The sequence below is a fragment of the Candidatus Limnocylindrales bacterium genome, assembly GCA_035559535.1.
In the GTDB taxonomy this organism is placed as follows: domain Bacteria; phylum Moduliflexota; class Moduliflexia; order Moduliflexales; family JAUQPW01; genus JAUQPW01.
Genome location: DATMBG010000043.1, coordinates 39,104 through 58,727, shown reverse-complemented (window position 1 = coordinate 58,727; position 19,624 = coordinate 39,104). Strand labels below are relative to the sequence as shown.

At 44.4% G+C, this 19,624-nt stretch carries 18 protein-coding genes and 1 tRNA gene; 7 read left to right on the top strand and 12 right to left on the bottom strand.

The annotated features are described in order from the left end of the window. Window positions 1-188 precede the first annotated feature (188 nt). The 4 genes from VNM22_15895 to VNM22_15880 form a co-directional block, all read right to left on the bottom strand. On the bottom strand, window positions 189-680 hold the full coding sequence (locus VNM22_15895) for a hypothetical protein (GenBank protein HWP48638.1): 492 nt from the start codon (window positions 678-680) through the stop codon (window positions 189-191). A gap of 408 nt (window positions 681-1,088) precedes the next feature. Further along, window positions 1,089-1,580 (bottom strand): Hsp20/alpha crystallin family protein, encoded by a 492-nt coding sequence (locus VNM22_15890; GenBank protein HWP48637.1) that lies wholly within the window; start codon window positions 1,578-1,580, stop codon window positions 1,089-1,091. Between the two features lie 333 nt (window positions 1,581-1,913). After that, entirely contained in the window at window positions 1,914-2,744 is an 831-nt protein-coding gene (locus tag VNM22_15885) for a hypothetical protein (GenBank protein HWP48636.1), read from the bottom strand. Window positions 2,745-2,772: 28 nt separating this feature from the next. Continuing rightward, the gene (locus VNM22_15880; GenBank protein ID HWP48635.1) at window positions 2,773-3,483 is read right to left on the bottom strand and encodes a rhomboid family intramembrane serine protease; all 711 of its coding nucleotides are present in this window, start codon (window positions 3,481-3,483) and stop codon (window positions 2,773-2,775) included. Window positions 3,484-3,734: 251 nt separating this feature from the next. On the opposite strand from VNM22_15880, the gene VNM22_15875 reads away from it, so the two are divergent. Further along, window positions 3,735-4,034, top strand: coding sequence for a hypothetical protein (locus VNM22_15875; protein HWP48634.1), 300 nt, complete (start codon window positions 3,735-3,737; stop codon window positions 4,032-4,034). A gap of 188 nt (window positions 4,035-4,222) precedes the next feature. On the opposite strand, the gene VNM22_15870 is transcribed toward VNM22_15875, so the two are convergent. The 6 genes from VNM22_15870 to VNM22_15845 all read right to left on the bottom strand — a co-directional run bounded on the left by VNM22_15870 (window position 4,223) and on the right by VNM22_15845 (window position 9,913). After that, complete coding sequence (locus VNM22_15870) at window positions 4,223-4,729, bottom strand: spore germination protein GerW family protein (GenBank protein HWP48633.1); 507 nt, start codon at window positions 4,727-4,729, stop codon at window positions 4,223-4,225. A gap of 41 nt (window positions 4,730-4,770) precedes the next feature. Beyond that, a complete protein-coding gene (locus VNM22_15865) occupies window positions 4,771-5,835 on the bottom strand; it encodes a hypothetical protein (GenBank protein HWP48632.1) in 1,065 nt (354 codons plus the stop codon). Window positions 5,836-6,071: 236 nt separating this feature from the next. Next, window positions 6,072-6,147: transfer RNA gene (locus VNM22_15860), tRNA-Gly, on the bottom strand. A gap of 287 nt (window positions 6,148-6,434) precedes the next feature. After that, window positions 6,435-8,297, bottom strand: coding sequence for an EAL domain-containing protein (locus tag VNM22_15855; protein HWP48631.1), 1,863 nt, complete (start codon window positions 8,295-8,297; stop codon window positions 6,435-6,437). Between the two features lie 98 nt (window positions 8,298-8,395). Continuing rightward, window positions 8,396-9,523: an HAD-IIIA family hydrolase gene (locus VNM22_15850; protein ID HWP48630.1), complete on the bottom strand. Its 1,128-nt coding sequence runs from the start codon at window positions 9,521-9,523 to the stop codon at window positions 8,396-8,398. Between the two features lie 66 nt (window positions 9,524-9,589). Next, window positions 9,590-9,913 (bottom strand): NIPSNAP family protein, encoded by a 324-nt coding sequence (locus tag VNM22_15845; GenBank protein ID HWP48629.1) that lies wholly within the window; start codon window positions 9,911-9,913, stop codon window positions 9,590-9,592. A 228-nt stretch (window positions 9,914-10,141) separates the two neighbouring features. Here VNM22_15845 and VNM22_15840 point away from each other — a divergent pair, with 228 nt between their 5' ends. The 5 genes from VNM22_15840 (at window position 10,142) to hflK (ending at window position 17,051) form a co-directional block, all read left to right on the top strand. Then, window positions 10,142-11,050 (top strand): protease modulator HflC, encoded by a 909-nt coding sequence (locus VNM22_15840; protein HWP48628.1) that lies wholly within the window; start codon window positions 10,142-10,144, stop codon window positions 11,048-11,050. A gap of 65 nt (window positions 11,051-11,115) precedes the next feature. Next, on the top strand, window positions 11,116-12,147 hold the full coding sequence (locus tag VNM22_15835) for an acetamidase/formamidase family protein (protein ID HWP48627.1): 1,032 nt from the start codon (window positions 11,116-11,118) through the stop codon (window positions 12,145-12,147). Window positions 12,148-12,612: 465 nt separating this feature from the next. Further along, window positions 12,613-14,787: an SO_0444 family Cu/Zn efflux transporter gene (locus VNM22_15830; GenBank protein HWP48626.1), complete on the top strand. Its 2,175-nt coding sequence runs from the start codon at window positions 12,613-12,615 to the stop codon at window positions 14,785-14,787. Window positions 14,788-14,942: 155 nt separating this feature from the next. Next, window positions 14,943-15,812, top strand: a complete 870-nt coding sequence (locus tag VNM22_15825) for a protease modulator HflC (protein HWP48625.1) — start codon at window positions 14,943-14,945, stop codon at window positions 15,810-15,812. Window positions 15,813-16,130: 318 nt separating this feature from the next. Continuing rightward, window positions 16,131-17,051, top strand: a complete 921-nt coding sequence (gene hflK / locus VNM22_15820) for an FtsH protease activity modulator HflK (protein HWP48624.1) — start codon at window positions 16,131-16,133, stop codon at window positions 17,049-17,051. 299 nt (window positions 17,052-17,350) lie between these two features. On the opposite strand, the gene VNM22_15815 is transcribed toward hflK, so the two are convergent. Both VNM22_15815 and VNM22_15810 read right to left on the bottom strand, forming a co-directional pair. Further along, window positions 17,351-17,641, bottom strand: coding sequence for a hypothetical protein (locus tag VNM22_15815; protein ID HWP48623.1), 291 nt, complete (start codon window positions 17,639-17,641; stop codon window positions 17,351-17,353). Between the two features lie 19 nt (window positions 17,642-17,660). After that, window positions 17,661-18,179, bottom strand: coding sequence for a histidine kinase dimerization/phospho-acceptor domain-containing protein (locus tag VNM22_15810; protein ID HWP48622.1), 519 nt, complete (start codon window positions 18,177-18,179; stop codon window positions 17,661-17,663). A gap of 187 nt (window positions 18,180-18,366) precedes the next feature. Between VNM22_15810 and VNM22_15805 the strand changes: the two genes are divergently transcribed. Further along, window positions 18,367-19,554: a CoA transferase gene (locus tag VNM22_15805; protein HWP48621.1), complete on the top strand. Its 1,188-nt coding sequence runs from the start codon at window positions 18,367-18,369 to the stop codon at window positions 19,552-19,554. The last annotated feature ends 70 nt before the right edge of the window (window positions 19,555-19,624 follow it).

The window sequence follows — 19,624 nt, the reverse complement described above, 5'->3', positions numbered from 1 at the left end:
CTTCTCAACTTTTTACCCGTTCCATGTTTTGATCTAACCCGTAGGGGTAACAGGGTGTGATAACCCTGTTGAAGGATGATCCTAAAGAATCACCCTTACTCTTCAGGCAGCCTTTTAACGGGGAATGGGTATAAGGCATCCGATTTTTAACAGATGCCTTATCTATCGGGGCTTACAGAATTTTTTGATTAAGGTTGTTTCATGCCGGACATTCTCTTCTGCATCTCCAACATGCGCTCCATCATCCGCTTCATCATCGCTCCGCCACCCATCATTTCAGACATTTGCCGCATCATTTGGGCTATTTCATTGAGATCCTCAGACATCTGCTTGGCCATATCCGGAGTTATATTTCCCTGGGCCAGGTTTTTGGAAATCTGTTCCAGTACAGAAGACATATTACCCATCAGGGTTCCCATATCTCTTATCATACCGGGTCCCATCATCCCTCCCCCCATCATACCAGGTCCCATTATCATACCGGGTCCCATCATACCAGGTCCCATCGGGCTCCCGGGTTGTCCCGAAGGTTGAGGAAGTTGAGAAGGCTGAGGTTGCTGAGGACTTTGGGCCGGTTGCGGATGATGTTGCTCTGGTTCCTGAGGTTGCTGGGCCGGGATAGCCCCGTCAAGAATTACTATCAATGCCACGGTCAAACTAAGAATTAAAAACTGTTTCATAGATATCCTCCTTTTTCTGATTCTTTATGAATATAAAGCCTTAACAGAATGCAAAAAATAATACCCCTTCTGACTGAAGAAGTCGTATCCTGTCCATGCCCGCTGAAGAGGCTGCATGCTGGATAGAGGTGCTCCTGCAGGGTCCTCAAACAGGCAATCCCTCCCCTTCCCTCCCTGCATGGGGGAGGTCCGGGGTGGGGTTGGTTTTATTCTTTCTATCTCATTTCCCTATTGACCTGGTATTCCTCTACAGGATAGATTCAGATTTTATTTTTAAAACTGCAAACCTTTTTCATTATTGTTATCGAGATTATTATCGAGTCAGGGGATTTTTACAAAAAAAGGCCTACAGGTAAGAACCTGTAGGCCTTATTGGGGTGATACCGGAGGGAAGAGAAACCCTGTGGATTAAGCAGCTTTTAATTCTTTTACCTGGGTAGGTTCGGTCTGGATCTCGATTTTCTTCCGGCCTATGAAATTCTTGGTCGGGAGTGAGATCTCCAGCAACCCATCTTTATAAGTGGCATGGACCTGATCCACATCCACTTCCACAGGCAGCGTTACCGTTCGCTCAAAGCTTCCATAGGGGATCTCGCAGAAGTAGTAATCTTCTGTTTCGATCCCTTCAGCGGCCTTCCGCTCGCCCTTGATGACTAAGGTGTTACCATGAATGGAGATGTTGACGTCTTTGGGATCAACGCCTGGAACTATAGCCCTCACAATCAGGTTATTATCCTTTACATATCCCTCCAGAGCAGGCTGCCAAGCTCCACTACTTAGCATTGCCCTGGGCATGAACCCACTCCCTTCCATTCGGCCGAAGAACTGGTCGAATAAACGATCCAGATCGGTATGAAGAGAGGCAAGTTCTTTCCAAGGATTCCATCGTGTGAGTACCATAGTTCATCACCTCCTTGTTAACCCTTAGTCAGATTTTGGAAAGAAGCTCCAGAACTTCCCTGAGAGGTATGGGGTTGACCCCTTATCAGGTTTCTCTTCCCTCCGAGGAGGAAGTTCTGGAAACTTCTTTCTGAGTTTTTCAACCTTTCCATTTATCAATCTACATATAACTCTTTATTTTTTCAACTCTTATAAATTTTAAAGGCGAAGAATAAACGAAGAAAGAATCACAAAGTTATCAATTATTTTTACCTTTCGTGTTTTTTTTTGCAAAATTTTTAATTTTTCTTTTTTTTTAAAATCTTTAAAAAACCCTGTAGAGCGAGGTTTTGATCACTTTTTTTTCTCCTTTTCCTGATAGGGAATGGGAATATATTGTACAGAAGGCCGTCTTTGGGCCGGCTGCGGATAAAGGCTCATGAGCAGATAAATTTCTTCAGGTAAGTCTCTTTTTACCGGTAGGCCCAATTCTTGTGCTTCTTCACAACTGATGGGATAGTCATGGGTCCATCGCCCTTCTGTCAGAAGAATGGCCAGGTCTTCGGCTTTTTTTTCTTCCATTTGATTACTTACCAGAATTTCTTTAACAGTACGCCGTACCTGTTTCATGGCTTTTTTAGCAACATCCGCCAGAATAAGGGTTTTATCTTCCAATTCCGGGAGGGGTTTTTGTTCTATTACTGCCAAAAGGGAGGCGGCGGGATATTCTCCCAGTTGAGGATCTAAGGGTCCCAGTACCGCATTTTCATCCATGAGAATTTCATCAGCTGCCAGGGCTATGAGGGTTCCGCCAGACATGGCATAATGGGGAACCATCACTGTAACTTTTCCCTTATGCCTACAGAGGGCATGGGCAATCTGTTCAGAAGCCAGAACCAGTCCTCCCGGGGTATGAAGAATCAGGTCGATGGGCATATGATCCGGGGTGAGTCGAATGGCCCGCAGTACGTCTTCAGAGTCATTAATATCGATATAACGTATAACAGGAAATCCCAACAGGCTCATGGTTTCCTGTCGATGAATCAGGGTAATGACCCTGGAACCTCGTTTTTTCTCCAACTTCTGAAGAATTCTCACCCGATTTGCTTCTAAGATCTTCTGCTGAAGCCAGGGAGTTATCATAGAGCTTATAAAGAAAATCCAAAATAAATCAAGAATTCCCATAACTCAACTCCTTTCTAAAATCCCTGGGTTACCAGGAAGGCCAGGCCTCATCTTCATAATATCTGGGAACTCGCCGCCTTTTAAAAAAGTGAACCAGAAAAAATCCGGCTAAGAAACCTCCAATATGAGCCCACCAGGCAACTCCGCCGGTGGCCTGACTGACAAAAGTAATGGCAATGGTTCCATTCAAGAACTGCATGAGGAACCACAAGACTAAAAACACAACGGCCGGAACTTCTACTAAAGTTAAAAAGAAGAAAACAGGAACCAGGGTAATTACGGTAGAATGGGGAAAAAGGGTTAAGTAAGCTCCTAAAATACCCGCAATAGCCCCACTTGCCCCAATCATGGGGACTGTAGAAAGGGGGTGGGTAATATATTGGGCATATCCGGCAATAAAGCCACAAAGCAAATAAAAAATCAAATATCGAAAATGGCCCAGGCGATCTTCCACGTTATCTCCGAAGATCCAGAGATACCACATATTGCCGATAAAGTGAATCCAGCCTCCATGGAGAAACATCGACGTCAAAAAGGGTAAATACCGAAACACCGGATCCACCTCCCATTTGGCCGATAGTGTAAACTTGGCCGGTACCAACCCGTAATGTAATACTAAGGCATCCACTTCCCTTCCTAAGGAGAGTTGATAAAAAAAAACGAGGGCGTTGATCAAAATAAGGGTTATATTCGTAAAAGGATATTCTCGAGATCTTATCGTATCACGAATCGGTATCACACTAAATTCCCCCTATCTAAAATCGAAGACTCATCGCTGAAACCCATCCCAAGACTTTGAAATGTCTAAAAGGAAGGTCCGATTGTTTGAGTTAGTGTTTTTATAAAATAGTATACGTTTCTAAAGATTTACAAGTTAAGATGTTGAAAACCGATATAGCCTGAAAAACTTTTAAAAATAAAAACTCACGAAAATTGATCCCAGTGAAAGTAGTTTTAAAAAATTATAGATTATTCATGGAGGTGATCTAAATGATAAAGGCCGTCCATCAGCTTGATAATTTGGAAAAGAAAATTATTTTACTTCTTTATGAAAATCCCTCAGGACTTACAACCAGTCAACTCCAGACCCTTACAGGATGTACCCAGCACTACCTCCATGATTTATGCTACTCGGTCTTTTATAATGATCGAATTGAAGGAATTCCCCAATACTTTAAAGCCTTCTATGTAACCGAAGACAAAGGCAATTTTAAAGAGTGGAGATATACTTTAACAGAAGCCGGAAAAATCCTGGCCGAAGCCCTGGGAAACAAAACTGGAAAACCTTGAAAGATTACCTGAATCTCCCTTACAGGCTTATGAATATTAAATCCGCAGGTTGAAACCTTTTTTATCTTCCCTTCCTCCTTGTAAAAGGAAGGTTTAAATAGTATAACCCCGTCAGGTCATCAGCTCACATATCCTCGGGCCCCTTTGGATGACCAGGAATCAATGATAAAAACCTTCCTTGTAAGTTTTCACTGGGGAGGTTTTTGAGGAGTTTCTTCTTTGGGTGGCTGGGTTCTACCTTGCCTGGATTTGATAGCCTCTGTAATAATAGGGGTCAGCGATTTGATTATTTCTCCTATCATACTTGTTTTGGCTTCCATAACCTCTACTTTATTTTCTGTAATGATCAACAGAGATTGGGGACTAAGCCAACCCCCCCCACCCCCGTTGAGCATGGCTCCTTCCGCTTCCATTTTAGAACAACCCGTACAGGAACCAAAACCAAAACCAAATGCCATACTAACCACAGGAACAATGGTTCTATTTTTGATCTCTATAGGCTGTCCTAAGGTTGCATTGGCCGATAGAACTTTTTGAATTTGATCTGATAAGGCACCTATCGTGCTGGCAGGAACTGTTGGGGGAGGGGGAACAGGCTTTGTTTCCTCGGCTATTATTTCAGAAGGTGAAATGAACCCCAGGAGTCCTAAAAGGATTAGACTCAGGGTAGAACGGATCTTGAGAGAATGTAGCATAGTTCTTTAATCTTTCCAGGATTGGAGCAGGGGCTGGGGGATTAACGTATTCCTCTAACTCCTTGCTCTCCCGTATGATTCCTCAACACGGTTAAAAGTATCGCACCAAATCCTAAAATACTTAACAACATCCAGAGTATCCATCCTACAAAGGGAAGTAAACGGAGGGCACCCAGGAGAACGGCTCCGAGAAGTGCCGCTATTGGAGAGGACAAAGGTCGACCTCCCAGGGAAAGGGCTATTCTTTGTCCGGTAAGGAGAGCCATACTTGACAAACCCAACCACAGGGCTCCGATCATCAAAAGACCGATGACCACCATCAGCGGAACTCCTATGATAGAAAGGGTAAGTAGGAGCAGGGTTAAAAGGGTTAGTAAAAGACTAAGTAATCCCCATAACCCTGCCCGTAAAGGGGTTTCGGACAGTCTAGACCCGATCCGATTCAGAAAACCGGAAAAAAAAGTTCCCGCCAGAATTACAGTTCCTACCCAACTGATTAAAAAAAGCAGTTGATACCCCAAAGGGACAGGAAGGAATCCAAATCGAAATCTGTCGGGAAGGGTCCAAAAAAGCCTGGTCAGTAGAGTTTTCTGAGGGGAAACAATCTTTTCGGGTACCGATGGAGAAGGTTGGGTGGCATAATCTCTCATCTTCCAGATGGTAAGGAATAAAGAGGAGACCCCTTCCAGAAATTGAGTAAAAAGGCCTTTTTGAACGGGTAGCCATTCCACCCCTCGGGAGGAGAGAAGAATCACTCCCACCGGGCTTATAACAGCCCCTCCCCCCCGGCTCATACTCCCCCCCTGATCTCCCTTTTGTTCTCCAATACCAACCCCTATGAGAGCTACCGGAATAATTTTAATACCTTCCACGTCCATAGGCTCCCCTAGAACCATACGGGGAGAATATCCGGTCTGCAAGGTCTCCAATATAGAAGTTAAGGTTGCAGCTTGATCAACAGGAGGAGTAGGAGATTGCAGGAGAGTCTTATTTTCCTCGGCAATCCCTTCCAGGGAAGCAACTAAAAGAAGATAACTTCCTAAGAAAATTCCCAGGCCAAAAGCCAGTACTCTGAAGGTGGGTATAGGCCCCTTTGTCTGTACCATCCTATCTGGGTAGGTGCTAAAAAGTTTGTTGTTGTTTAATCTTTATCTATTATATCCCCATTTTTGGTAATAGACCATAAAAAATTTATGGTGGTAATGGTAATAATTTGTTACCGATACTTTATGGTCAGGTAAATGAGAGGAGATAAAGGGAGAGATAAAAAGTAAAAGTAGATAATAAATATGAAAGAAAGTAAAGGAATTAAAAGAGGAGATAAAATAGAGAAAATTAAAATTGGAGCGGGCAACGGGATTCGAACCCGCGACTCTGAGCTTGGGAAGCTCATACTCTACCAGCTGAGTTATGCCCGCTTTTATTTCAATATGATCTGATTACGTGGGAATGTCAAGACTTTTTTAAAAGGGTTCAGGGGAGTTTAGAGCGAAAAGATCTAAAAACAGGGATATACCTTTGGATCTTTGGATCGGGGTATACAAAATTTTTCTTAAATTTTCTGATAAGCGGGCATCTTCAAATTTCCGTAACGAATATCCCTCCACGACAAAAAGGTTGTGGTCGTATGTTTCTATTTCTAGGGGGGATTTTCGAAATGGTCTCTAAAGAGGGACAAAGGATTTTGAGTCAGTAGGGAATCCAATCAGGATTTAAGGGAGACTCCTTCCTTCAATAATTGGGCAAATGCCTCAGGGGGCAGAGGTTTGCTAAAGTAATATCCCTGGACTTCATCGCACTGTTGAGAATATAAAAACGGCAACTGTTCTTCGGTTTCCACTCCTTCGGCTGTTACTTTCAATTTTAAGCTATGGGCCATCGCAATAATAGCTGCGGCAATGGCTGCATCATCGGGATTGGTGGGGATATCCCGCACAAAAGACTGATCAATCTTCAAGGTATCGATAGGAAACCGTCTCAGGTAATTGAGTGAAGAATATCCGGTTCCAAAATCATCTATGGAGAGATGAACTCCCATGTCCTTCAAAGCGCGCAAGGTTTTGATTGTTTCTTCTGCATTTTCCATGATGGTCCCTTCGGTGAGTTCCAAATCCAGATATTTAGGATCCAGTCCGGTTTCTTTAAGGGCCCGGGCGATGGTTTCCACCAGGTTTTTTTGTTTAAAATGGCGGGCTGAAAGGTTTACCGAGACCCGTAAGGGTGGAAAGCCGGCATCCTGCCAGGCTTTATTCTGGGCACAGGCGGCTCGCAAGACCTTTTCCCCGATGGGAATAATAAGTCCGGTTTCTTCCGCTAAGGGAATAAATCTTGCCGGAAGGATGATTCCTTGATCCGGGTGTCGCCAGCGTACCAGGGCTTCCATACCAACTATTTGTTTGGTACTGAGGTTTACCTGGGGTTGGTAATACACCACCAGTTCATCCCGTTCGAGAGCCCGCCGCAGCCCATGTTCTAACATAAGCCGATCAAAGGCCTTGGCGTTCATGGTTGCCGTGTGAAGCTGGTAAGTATCTCGACCTTGTTCTTTGGCACGGTGTAGAGCCGTGTTAGCGCTCTTTAATAAGGTCTGGACATCTTCTCCGTCATCGGGATAAAGGGCAACCCCCACACTGGCAGTGATATGAAGTTCATGGCCTTCGAAATGAAAAGGGGGTTTGAGGGCCTCAAGGATTTTCTGGACAACTTTAGCAGCATCTTCCGATCGGCTAATTCCGGTTATGAGCAACAGGAACTCATCTCCCCCCAGGCGAGCCACGGTATCTCCTTCCCGTACACAATTTCTCAGTCGAAATGCAACACTCTGCAACAAACGATCTCCAAAGGTATGCCCCAACGAATCATTGATGACTCTAAACCGATCCAGGTTGAGAAGCAGGATGGCCAGTTTTTTCTGTTCACGACGGGCATGGGCCAGCTCCATGGCAAGGCGATCACTAAACAAAATACGATTGGGTAGATCCGTCAAAGCATCGTAATAAGCCATGTGAAGAATCGTTTCCTCATAATGTTTACGCTCCGTAATATCTATAAAGGTATCCACCGCGCCTTTTAAAGCCCTGGTATGGGAATCCAGGATAGGTTGGGAATTCATTAAGATCCAGCGAGGTTTCCCGGTTGATCCGGGTTTCCCCGGGAGTATCGAACCTTCTTCCCCGACAGGAAAAATACCGACCACTACATTGGATATGGATTTCCCGGTATGAAGGGTTAACATACCGGGACACGTTTCAAAAAGGAAAGGAGAACCATTTTCATAAATAGCACGCCATGCAGGATCTATGGGCACTCGCCCTCGGATCTGATCCAGGGTTAATCCCATGAGCTTACACGCAGCTTCGTTTGCATACACAACCTTCCCTTTGGCATTTCGTACAATAACACCGCTGGCAATAGCCTGATAAATACTCTTAAATTGTTCCATGTTCTTCCTTAATAAGTACTGAACCAATCCGGCCCTGGTTTTTACCTGTTCTAATTTGGGCAAATATTCTCGAAGTGCCTTTAATTCCCGGAGGAGTTGTTCCTTTGTTTTATCTTCGTCTTTCATAATCTCAAGCGATGGGAAGGCATGCCCTTAAATAAGGATTTATCTACCTGCTAAGTCCAAAAAATCCTTTAACCATCCCCTTTCTCTATCCAGAATATTTATCCTTTGTTGACCTGCTGAGTTGTAATCAGGTTTAAAGCTTCTTCAAAATCCTCTACCCTAAAATGAGGTCCCACATAAAAATGGCGTTGAGGGTTCTGGGTAGGAGTGGAGTTGACAATTCCGGCTCCTCTGCCGGAAGGACTTTCCACCAAAATAGTTTTGCAATTAATTTCTCGACCCATCAAAATGTTTTCCAGGCCTTTACTTATTACGAAACTACGGGCAAGATTAAGATTCAGATCGGAAACAGCCTGCTCTATAAGGCCGGGACGAGGTTTTCGACAAGAACATTCCACCCGGTAAGAGGCTACGTTCCCTTCCGGATGATGAGGACAAAAGTAAATCCCTGCCAGTTCAATTCCCTGGGATTTAAGAAGTTGTTGTACGGCTCCATAATAGCGCTTAAGGTCTTGCTCGGTAAGCTGGCCCATGGCAACTTCCGGATGGTTCGCCAGGATAATCAATCGATAATCGGCCTGTAAAAAGCCGGGTAATACCCGAAGTACCTCCTCATCGAAATTATCTAACATCGGAGGGATAAGCTGTGGACTTTTAAAAAGGGTCTCTGGATCTAAAAAAACGGCTTTATAAGAAGGCTGGCTATAAACATGTAAGATTTTTTCAATAAGGGAACTGGTAGAAAGACCTTCTATTAATTTGGAAAGATAAATTTCTCCCCCATGGCGAAGAACTACTTCTTTTTCAATACAATCATACCCATGTTCCGGAGAGTTTACGTGAATATGGGGCCGGATATGATCTAAAAGGGTGACCGGGGTTAACTCATCAAAAATAGTAATATAATCGGTACAGGCAAGCGCCGCCAACATCTCTGCCCGATCACGCTCCGAATAGATGGGTCGGTGGGGACCTTTAAATCTACGTATAGAAGCATCACTGTTAACCCCCACGATAAGAACATCTCCCAGACTCTTTGCTTCTTGAAGCATTTTTACATGACCCGGATGCAGGAGGTCAAAGGCCCCGTTGGTGGTAACGATCTTACGCCCTGCTTTTCGAAGATGAGAGGCTATCTCAATGATTTCCGCCCGGGATTTGATTTTATCTTTAGAGTTCATGAAAATGGTATGGGAGTATGGGAGTATGGGCGTGGGGAGTTTCATCTTCTTTATCCCCACTTCCCTACCCCCATACCCCCACACTCCCACACTCCCACGCCCGACACCCTCCTACTTCATCGGAGAGAAACTGGTAGGAGTGAGAAGGATGTTCTGGACGTTTTCCACTAAGGGGCCATTCTTCTCCGTTTCGGCTCGAGCTTTTAACCATTCGGGATCTTCTTTCATGGCCTTCCAGGCTCTTTCAAAGTGATTGATGTCTTCAAAGGCGAGGAGGTAGATAAGTTCATTGTTATTTCCCACCAGGGGTTGCCAGAATCCGATAACTTTCATCCCATGCTTTTCGAAAAACGAAAGGGTTATCTTTGCAAAACGATTTAAAAGATCCGGCATTCGCCCCGGCATCGCTTTGTAAATCCTGAGTTCATAAATCATAAGGAATAATAAGGCAATGCGTAATCAGTGAAAGGGCCTATCGGGTTCATATAGGACTTGATCACGTCTTACGCATCACGTTTTATGTTTGAAAGCTTTGAAAGTTAAATTCCTGAGGAGCTCCTTAGGTTTCCAAAAGATTTATTAATTAGGCCTCCATTTTGCTTTAAGATAATTATATCAAATAAAACTTGACAAGCTTTTATTTTAGAGTTTAAGCTGGTAAAGATGCAAAGGAAAATACATATTATCCTGATAATTCTTATTCTGCTGGTAGGATGGTCCTGCTTTTTTATTGTTGACGAACGGGAATATGCCATTGTAACCCAGTTCGGTAATCCGGTTCGCGTTCTCAAATCACCGGGTTTAAAACTTAAGTACCCTTATCCCTTTCAGGATGTCCTTCGATTCGATAACCGTTTTTGGGTCTTTGAATCCCCGTCTCAAGAATTTCTTTCCCTAAGTAAGAAAAATATCATGGCTTCCAGTTTTCTCTTATGGAAAATTGAAGATCCCAAGAAGTTCTTACAGACGGTTTTCGACAAAAAAGGGGCCGAATCCAGGCTTTTGGATATTGTATCGGCGCAGTTAGGTGCGGCCCTGGGTAAGGTGGAACTGACAACTTTCATCACCGTGAATCCCGAAGATTATCAAGCCGACGCGATCATGGCAGAGGTAACCAGGAAGTGTCGGGAGATTGCAAGTCAAGATTACGGGATCTTCATCGCAGATGTCCGGATACAACAGTTGGATTTTCCAGAAAAAAATCGGGAAAGTGTTTTTCAGAGGATGAAATCGGAGCGGGGACGTATTAGCATGAAGTATCGATCAGAGGGCGAGGAAGAAGGGCTTAAGATACGTGCAGAGGCCGCCAAGGAAAGGACGAGGATTGTATCGGAAGCTTACAAGGTTGCCCAGGCCTACAAAGGGGAAGGAGAGGCTGAATCAACCAAAATCTATGCGGAAGCCGTGAATAAAAACCCTGAGTTTTATCAGTTTTTAAGAACCCTGGAGGCTTATAAATCGTTCATGAACGATAAAACCAGTATGATTTTACCCTTAAATTCGGATTTATTCAGACTTTTGTACGACCGTAATTATGTCTATGGGGAAGGAGGTGATCATAAACCTGAATAAATCCTTTTACCTGCCTATAATCTGTTCTTGGAGTTAACCCTGAACTTTAACTAAGGAGGTTAATTATGAGGTTGTTAATCAAACGATTCGTAGGGGTAGTCAGCGTTTCGGTTTTTCTTTTCTCCATCCTGGTGAGTTTTCCTGTTTCAGCGGCAGAGCATAGATATGACCCGGGGGATAAAGTTTATTTCACTTACTGTCATTCCCATCCTCCTGCTTTAAAAATTAAACCCGGGGATAAAGTAATTACGAGAACCCGGGATGCATCCAATGATGCCTTTGCGCCCACAGACAAAACCTTAGCTCCCAAACTGGATCTTACCAAAGTGAACCCTCAAACGGGTCCCTTTTACATTGAAGGGGCAGAACCCGGAGACACGCTGGTGGTGAAACTGTTAAAAGTTGCTCCAAACCGGGATTGGGGTTGGGGCGGGGCCATTCCCTATTTTGGGGCTCTGGCTCCAGAGTATAAAACCCAAATGGTGACAGATCCGGTGAAGGATACTCTGTATATTTGGAAGTTTAATCCAGATAAAACGGCGGCAGTTTTAGATATGCCCAAGAGCAAAGTAGGAAAGGAAGAGGTTCCTATCCGATCATTCCTGGGAACTATTGGTACGGCTCCTCCGGGAAAGGAGTGTATCAGCTCCCTGGTTCCGGGTCCCCATGGGGCTAATATGGATTTTAATGAGGTCATCTCCGGAGTAACCATGTATTTTCCGGTTTTTGAACCTGGTGCCTTATTTATGATCGGTGATGGACATGCTGCACAAGGAGATGGCGAGGTCATGGGAGCAGCTATCGAGACTTCCATGGACGTAGAGTTCACCGTGGATTTGATCAAAGGGAAAACCATCAACTGGCCCCGTCTGGAGAATGATAAATTCATCATGTCTATCGGCAGCACACGACCTTTGATCGATGCCCTGAGAATCGCCTGTGTGGATTTAATTAACTGGCTGGTTACAGACTACGGCTTTGACAAAATGGAAGCTTATCAATTACTGGGGCAGGCGGCTCAAATTGAAGTTGCCAATGTGGTCGATCCTCAATACTCCGTGGCCTGCCAGTTAGACAAGAAGTATTTACCAAAGTAGTACTTTGTAAAGTTAATAAAACCCCGTCAGGAGCTGACTGTTTGGAGTAGGTCAAACGTCTCGTTTGACTCGAACGTCTCGTTTGACCCTCCCAGCAGCGATCTGGGGTAGATCTGTTCCGAACCGGTTGCTCTTAACGGAGCTTCCTCTCATAAAGTTGGGGAGTTATTTTGCTATAAACAGATCCCCCCTAAGGGAGTTTTTAAGGTATATTAAAAAAGCTAACTTTACAAGGTAGTAGTACATAGTCCATTTAATTTAGAGTACGGGTGAGGGGCCCCTCACCCCCAGTGCTGCCTTCGCTTCCCAACCCCCCCTCTCCCGCAGCGTGGGAGAGGGGCTGGGGGTGAGGGCTTAAGTAGTAATACAAAAAAATACCTGACCTTTCATCCCCTCGTCCCTATAAGACGAGGGGATTAATTCTTCTGGATAGACAAAGGGTGGGGTAGGTTTTTCTGGTGACGAATGATTGATTTTTTACTTCAAATCCTTCAAGAAATCTGGACGGTTTTTAAGGAAGCTTCTCTCTTTCTTCTCTTTGGTTATATCATAGGGGTTCTCTTAAACTTACTCATTCCTGCCAAAACCTTTCTTAAATACCTGGGAGCAGGAAAGATCAAGTCGGTTTTTTGGGCATCTCTTCTGGGAGTGCCCTTACCTTTATGCTCCTGTGGAGTCCTTCCCACGGCGCTTTCTTTAAGAAAACAGGGTGCCACCAAAGGTGCCACTGTTTCTTTTCTCATTTCAACTCCGGAAACCGGCGTAGATTCCATCAGCCTGAGTTATGCTCTGATGGATCCCATTATGACCGTAGCACGTCCCATAGCCGCTTTTTTTACAGCCATGACGGCCGGTATTGTAACGAATTTATGGGGGGATGATACAGCCGGTACTCCGCGACCCGATCAACCCCCTCTAACCCGGGATCCCCATTCTGATCTGGTAGAGGAGGGGTCTTTGCTAGAACCTCCTCCTCAGTTGGAAACCCTCTTAGAACCCCCTGCGGTTACGCATACACAGCAAACGAGCCGTTTAACCTACTGGACTCGGGAATTTTATAAAAGATTTCTCGAATTGATTGATGAAACTTCTTACTGGTTAGTCCTGGGAGTGGTTTTATCCGGGATTATCGCTACACTCCTTCCGGCCTCTATCATCGAAAAATATCTAAGTGGTGGTTTTACAACGATGCTGCTTATGCTGCTCATCGGGATTCCAATCTATACCTGTGCTTCAGCATCGACGCCCATTGCTGCAACCCTCATCTTAAAAGGATTAAATCCGGGAGCTGCTTTGGTTTTTCTCTTATCCGGGCCTGCAACCAATATAGGGGCCATTGTAGTCCTATTAAAATTTTTGGGTCGTAAGGTGATGGCTCTCTACCTGGGATCCATTGTTGTGATGAGCTTATTGGCCGGATATATAGTCAACTGGATATATCTGAGCTCTGGCCTCGATCCCCGGGCTACTTTTGGAACCACCACCAGTGTTATTCCGGAGCGCCTCAAAATTGTTGTGGCCGTTGCAATGATCGGCTTATTTATCTCCAGCGTCCGCCGGACCCACATACCCGAAGAGTGGATCCAGATACGAGATTGGCTTAGTACCTTTACCGGGTTTCATGTAACAACCCCCCGAATCAAATGGGGTGTTATCATTAGTCTTGTGCTTCTTTACCTGTATAGCGGTTTTATAACCGTCGAACCTGGAGAGATCGGAGTGAAATTACGTTTTGGGAGAATAGTCTCCTCTGATCTAACTCCCGGTCTTCACTACCATCTGCCGTGGCCTATCGAAAAAATCGAAAAGATTCATCAAGATCTGGTTCGAAGGGTCGAGATTGGGTTCCGAACCTCGGCCGGCTCTAGCCTGAACAATCCAAATCCAGTTAAAACCTTAACCGTAGCAGGCCCTTCAAATCCCGCACCAACCGCTATGACCTCCATGACCCTCTGGGCCGAGCAGAAAAAAGTAGAAAATGAGGCTTTTTTGATAACCGGAGATGAAAACATTGTAGATATCAATTTAACGGTACAATATCAGATAAAGGATCCTATACAATATGCTTACAGATTCGGTGAGCCAGATCGGTTGGTACGAAGTATGACCTTAGCCGGACTTCGTGAAGTTATCGGGCAGATGATGGTCGACTCGATCCTGACGACGGAAAGGGGAAATATAGAAAAGAAGGTACAACGTATTCTCCAAGATGCCCTGGATGGTTATCAGGCGGGTATCCAGGTTCTTTTTGTACAATTGTTATCGGTTGATGCTCCCCGAGAAGTCCACTCGGCGTTCCGGGATGTAGCCAGTGCCCAGGAAGATAAAATTCATATCATCAATCGGGCTTTGACCTTTGCCGAAGAAACCATCAATGCAGCTAAAGGAGAAGCTGCCAGTACCATTCAGTCCAGTCTGGCTTTTAAAGAGGAAAAAATCTTGAAAGCTCAGGGAGATGCCCAGGCCTTCCTTCTAAGAAACCAGGCCTATCAACTTTCCCCTGAGCTCAATCAATTCCGCCTTTACATAGAAACCCTTGAGACGGTTTTACCGAGAGTTCAAAAAACCATAAGGCCCGGGTCTCGATACGTCAAAGATGTCGATCTTTGGATGATTCGGCCTCTTGTACAAGAACCATGAGAAATATCTCAACCCCTTGGGAACCTAAAAGTTTAATGAATTTCTTTACAAGATTCTGGTCACAAACGGTCTTACGTTTCCGACATCTCCCCAACAGAACTAAAAAATCAATTAACTTCTTGGGGGGAGTTCTAGGGCTGCTTTGTCTCTATTCCATGTTCTTTACTGTAGATGTGAGTGAATATGGCGTGGTCAAGCGATTTGGAAAAGTCGTAAGGGTTCTTTCAGAACCCGGCCTCCATGTAAAGCTCCCCGCACCTTTTCATCAGGTTCAAAAAGTCAACCGAAGCCTCATGAGCTTCCAACCTCCCAGTATGGAATATCTGACCCAAAGCAAGAATCATATTTCTATTTCCAATATCATTTTATGGCGGGTGGGAGATCCCAAGAGATTTGTGGAAACCCTTATAGATAGAACCCATGCAGAAATTCGACTGGCCGATATGGTATCTTCCGAAATCGGCTCTACCTTGGGGACCTATCCTTTAAATGCATTAATTTCTACGCAACCGGAAGAATTTCAGTTTAGAAAGGTTGTATCTCAAATCCTGGAGAATACCCGAAAAAATGCCAGGAATTACGGAATTGAAGTCACCGATGTTCGCCTGGTCGCCCTCAATTTCCCGGAACAGAATAAACAGAGCGTTTTTGAACGTATGGTGGCCGAACGTGGCCGTATGGCAACAAAGTATCGCTCTGAGGGGGAGATGGAATCTGCTCGTATCATCGCAGAGGCAGAACGGGAGAAAACAAAAATTCTAGCAGAAGCCTATAAAGAAGCGGAAAATTATCGGGCCCAAGGAGATAGTGAAGCCATGCGAATCTATACCGAAGCATTTCGCAATAACCCTCAGTTCTATAAGTTCCTGAGAACCCTGGAGGCTTACGAGAAAATTTTTGATACCCGAACCTTGATCTTTTTTCCCTCCGATGCCGATGTAATTAAATTGCTTAATAACCCTGAAGGAATGAAACCTGTTATCGAGAAGAAAGAGGCTTTGAAAGACCAGGCCCCTGTAAGATAGCCGGGCCTGGTAGGTCAAACGTCTCGTTTGAAGGGGGTAATCCTGATATGTCAAACGAGACGTTTAACCTACCTGATAATCCCTCAACTTAAAGAGGAGGACTTTGACCGCCTTTTAAAGTAGGTCAAACGTCCTTGTTTGATACGCTGGTTTTAATGGATTCAACTTGTTATGGCAGGTGAAGCAAAACACAACCCGTTGACAGAAAAGATTGCTTTGCCGGGCTCATCCTGGAGGAGTGGAAGGCTCGCAATGACAATCTTTATTGTTCAAGGCTTTACAAGGTATTATCTATAAACCTTTACGCAAGGCCCCGTTATGACCCAAAAAAGAAAAGTTCAGTTGGTTGGAATCCTTTTCCTTGTTCTGATGGCCGGGTATTTATCCACGGGTTTTTTTACCGTTGCCCCCGACGAACAGGCAGTCATCAGGCGCTTTGGTAAGATTATAAGTTCTCGCCTAGGGCCTGGAATGCACTATCGAATCCCCTGGCCGGTAGATCAGGTGAATACCCTCAAGACCACAGCCGTTATGAAAACAGGGGTGGGATTCGAGCTGGTTGCAGAAGGCCAGGGTCAGGAATCTCCCCTGGGAATGGAACTCCTGACGGGAGATACCAATATCCTCAATATTGCCATGGTCCTTCAGTATGTAATTCAAGACCCGGCTTTATTTCTCTTTGAGGTCGAAGATCCCCAGAAACTCATAAAAAATGTTGCCGCTTCCATATTAACAGAGACCGTTCTAAATTTACCTGTTGATGAGGTACTAACTTCTGGACGCTTACTTATTCAAGATATTGTGAAACAAAAAACCCAGGAAGCCCTGGATCGCTATAAGAGTGGTATTCATGTAATTTCAGCAAATATTATGAGTATTAATCTGGATCCGGCAGTAGTCCAGGCCTTTCAAGATGTTTCCAATGCAAGGGCCGATAAGGAAAGAAAAATTAACGAAGCCCATAGCTACGTAAACAATCTTTTACCTAAAACCCGTGGAGAAGCACAATCCCTTTTGCTGGAAGCCCAAGGATATAAGGAAAAAAAGATTTCTGAAGCAACCGGGGAAGCAAACCGCTTTAAGGAATTTCTCAAAGAGTATGAAAAGTCTCCAGATGTTACCCGAACCCGTCTTTATCTGGAATATATGGAAAAAATCCTCTCCAAGGTTAAAAAATACTACATCGATTCGGATAACGGAAAGATTCCTGTTAACCTGAGACTCTCAACAACCCCTTAAGGCTTAAAGCTGAGGGGAACTACCAGGAATTCTGAAGGATGGGGAAAAATTTTCCTGAAAAGGACGGATAAATATGGATTTGTCTTCTCCTTACCTTAAGGATGGCAGGAGGGAACTAAAAGTCACCTGGAGTCTTTAGCTCGTTTAGCCCACTAAAACTTCCCTTTCGTTTTCAAATAACCCCTTTGGGGAGTATGGGAATAAAAAGAAGCGGGAGTACAGGCCAATTCCCATACTCCCTTGATTTCAAGCTAAATGCTCTGAGGAAACCCCTAAGTAAGGGCATGGCGCCCATGCCCCTACTCGGATTCAGATTCCGATTCTTCAGGTTCAGGCGTAACCTCTCCAGCTTCTTCGGGTATAGAAGTCTCCTCTTCCTGAATAAACCCCGCGGGCTTTGGAGTGCCTCTTCCTTCACCTGCCGATTTCTGGGCTGATTTTCCTTCGGGCTTAACCTCCGAAGTGCCGGCCTCTGGACTGCCCATGGCTGCAGCTTCTTGCTTCCTGAGCTTTAGCATTTTTTTCCTTCGTTTATATTTTTGTTTTAATTTTGTTCGTTTCCTTTTAATTTTACTTTTACTTATAGCCATACATCGACCCTTATCTTCCTTAGATTTGCGAACTTAGGTTTTTACTAATCGCAAATCGATCTGCCGGTACTTCTGGCCCCATCGCCTCTATAATTACCTGATCTCCTTGGTCGGTTACTTTTATTTCCAACTCCTGGGGCCCAGAAGATTTTCCAACTTCTCCTATGCCAATACGCTTGATCAAATTGAAAAATTCTTCTTTCAATTGATTCAAGTTAGCTTTTATAAAAAGGGGTGGCCCCTCGAATTGGGTATTAAGTTGAATACGTTTACGCTTGAGATAGGGTGCTAACAGAGAAATAATCTCTTTCAAGAAGCTTTTTACCTCTATCTCCGAGATTTCCTGGGAAGACCTGGAAAAATCCCTTAGTTTTTTTGTTAAGTCGGCTATCTGATCTATTTGCTGTAAGACCCCTTCTAACAATTGCGTTTTTCTCTCCGGTTCTAAATCTGTTAAGGCATGGCTGACAGAGAGTTGAATAGCGTACAAAGAATTATTGATCTCATGAACGAAACTGGCTATAATCTCTTCGTCCATTTTCTTTTTAAAGAAAGCTTGTAGAAGTTGTAATTTAAGGATAAAATACTAGAGAATACATACTAAACAAAGAGGATTCTTGTCAAGGAGTTTGTGTTAACTCTTAAACTTTTTACCCTAAATCGTCTAAATTAACAAGGAATCATTAACCCTTTCTTCTCTTCATGGCCGGTTAAATAATCCGCTTATGCCAGGACCCCTCCATTCTATTCGAGTTTTAGATTTAACCTGGGCTCTTGCAGGCCCTTTTGCGAGTATGCTTCTTGCGGATATGGGAGCTGAGGTGCTCAAGATAGAAATTCCAGGTGAAGGAGATCCTACCCGAAAGCACGGCCCTTATATTCAAGGGTTGAGTTCTTACTTTTTAAGTATCAATCGGGGAAAAAAAAGTGTTACATTAAATTTAAAAGATCCTAGAGGTAAAAAAATCCTGTTACAACTCGCAGAAAAGTCTGATATTCTTCTAGAGAATTTCAGGCCTGGCGTTATGGATAAATTGGGATTAGGCTATGAGGAAATAAAAAAGGTAAACCCAAAGATCATTTATGCGGCCTGCTCAGGATTTGGTCAAACAGGACCCTACGCCCAAAGGGGTGCCTATGATATTATTATTCAGGGGATGGCCGGAACGTTGAGTATCACAGGCGAACCTGGAGGTCCTCCGGTTCGAGCTGGTTTTTCGATAGCCGATCTGGGAGCCGGACTATTTACTGCTTTGGGAATACTTGCAGCCCTCTACGAGCGGAGCAATTCAGGAAAAGGACAGATGATCGACGTGGCCATGCTGGATACCCAGGTTGCACTACTGGAGAACGCTTTTTCCCGATACTTTGCCACCGGAGAAGTTCCAGGACCTCTGGGAACTCGACATCCGGTGGTTACTCCTTTTCAGGTATTCCCGTCTCAAGATGGCTATATCGTTCTGGCTATTTCCAAAAATGATCAATGGGAGAGGTTCTTGAAAGCGATAGGTCGTGAAGATCTTTTAGAGGATGAGCGGTTTAAAACCAATGATCTTCGCACCAAACATCATAAAATTTTAGAAACCCTTCTAACCACCATAACCAAAACAAAAACGACCGATCAATGGATCCAAATTTTAGAAGCAAATCGTATCCCGGGAGGACCTCTCAACACTATCGATGAAATCGCCGAAGATCTCCACCTCAAAGTCCGAGGGATGATTACCGAGTTAGATCACCCGGGTATCGGCAAAGTTCGAGTGATTTCCCATCCGGTCAAGTTCTCGAGAACCCCTTCCCATATCCAGGGTTCGGCACCTGAAATAGGACAACATACGGAGGAAGTTCTCAGAGAGCTTTTGAATTTGAGCCAGGAAGATCTGACGCTTCTTAAAAAAGAGGGGGTTATTTAGTTAAGGTTTACCCAGGAAAACTGAAATCTAACATTTAGATGGTTGACAGTTCCCCGGGGGGAGCATACCC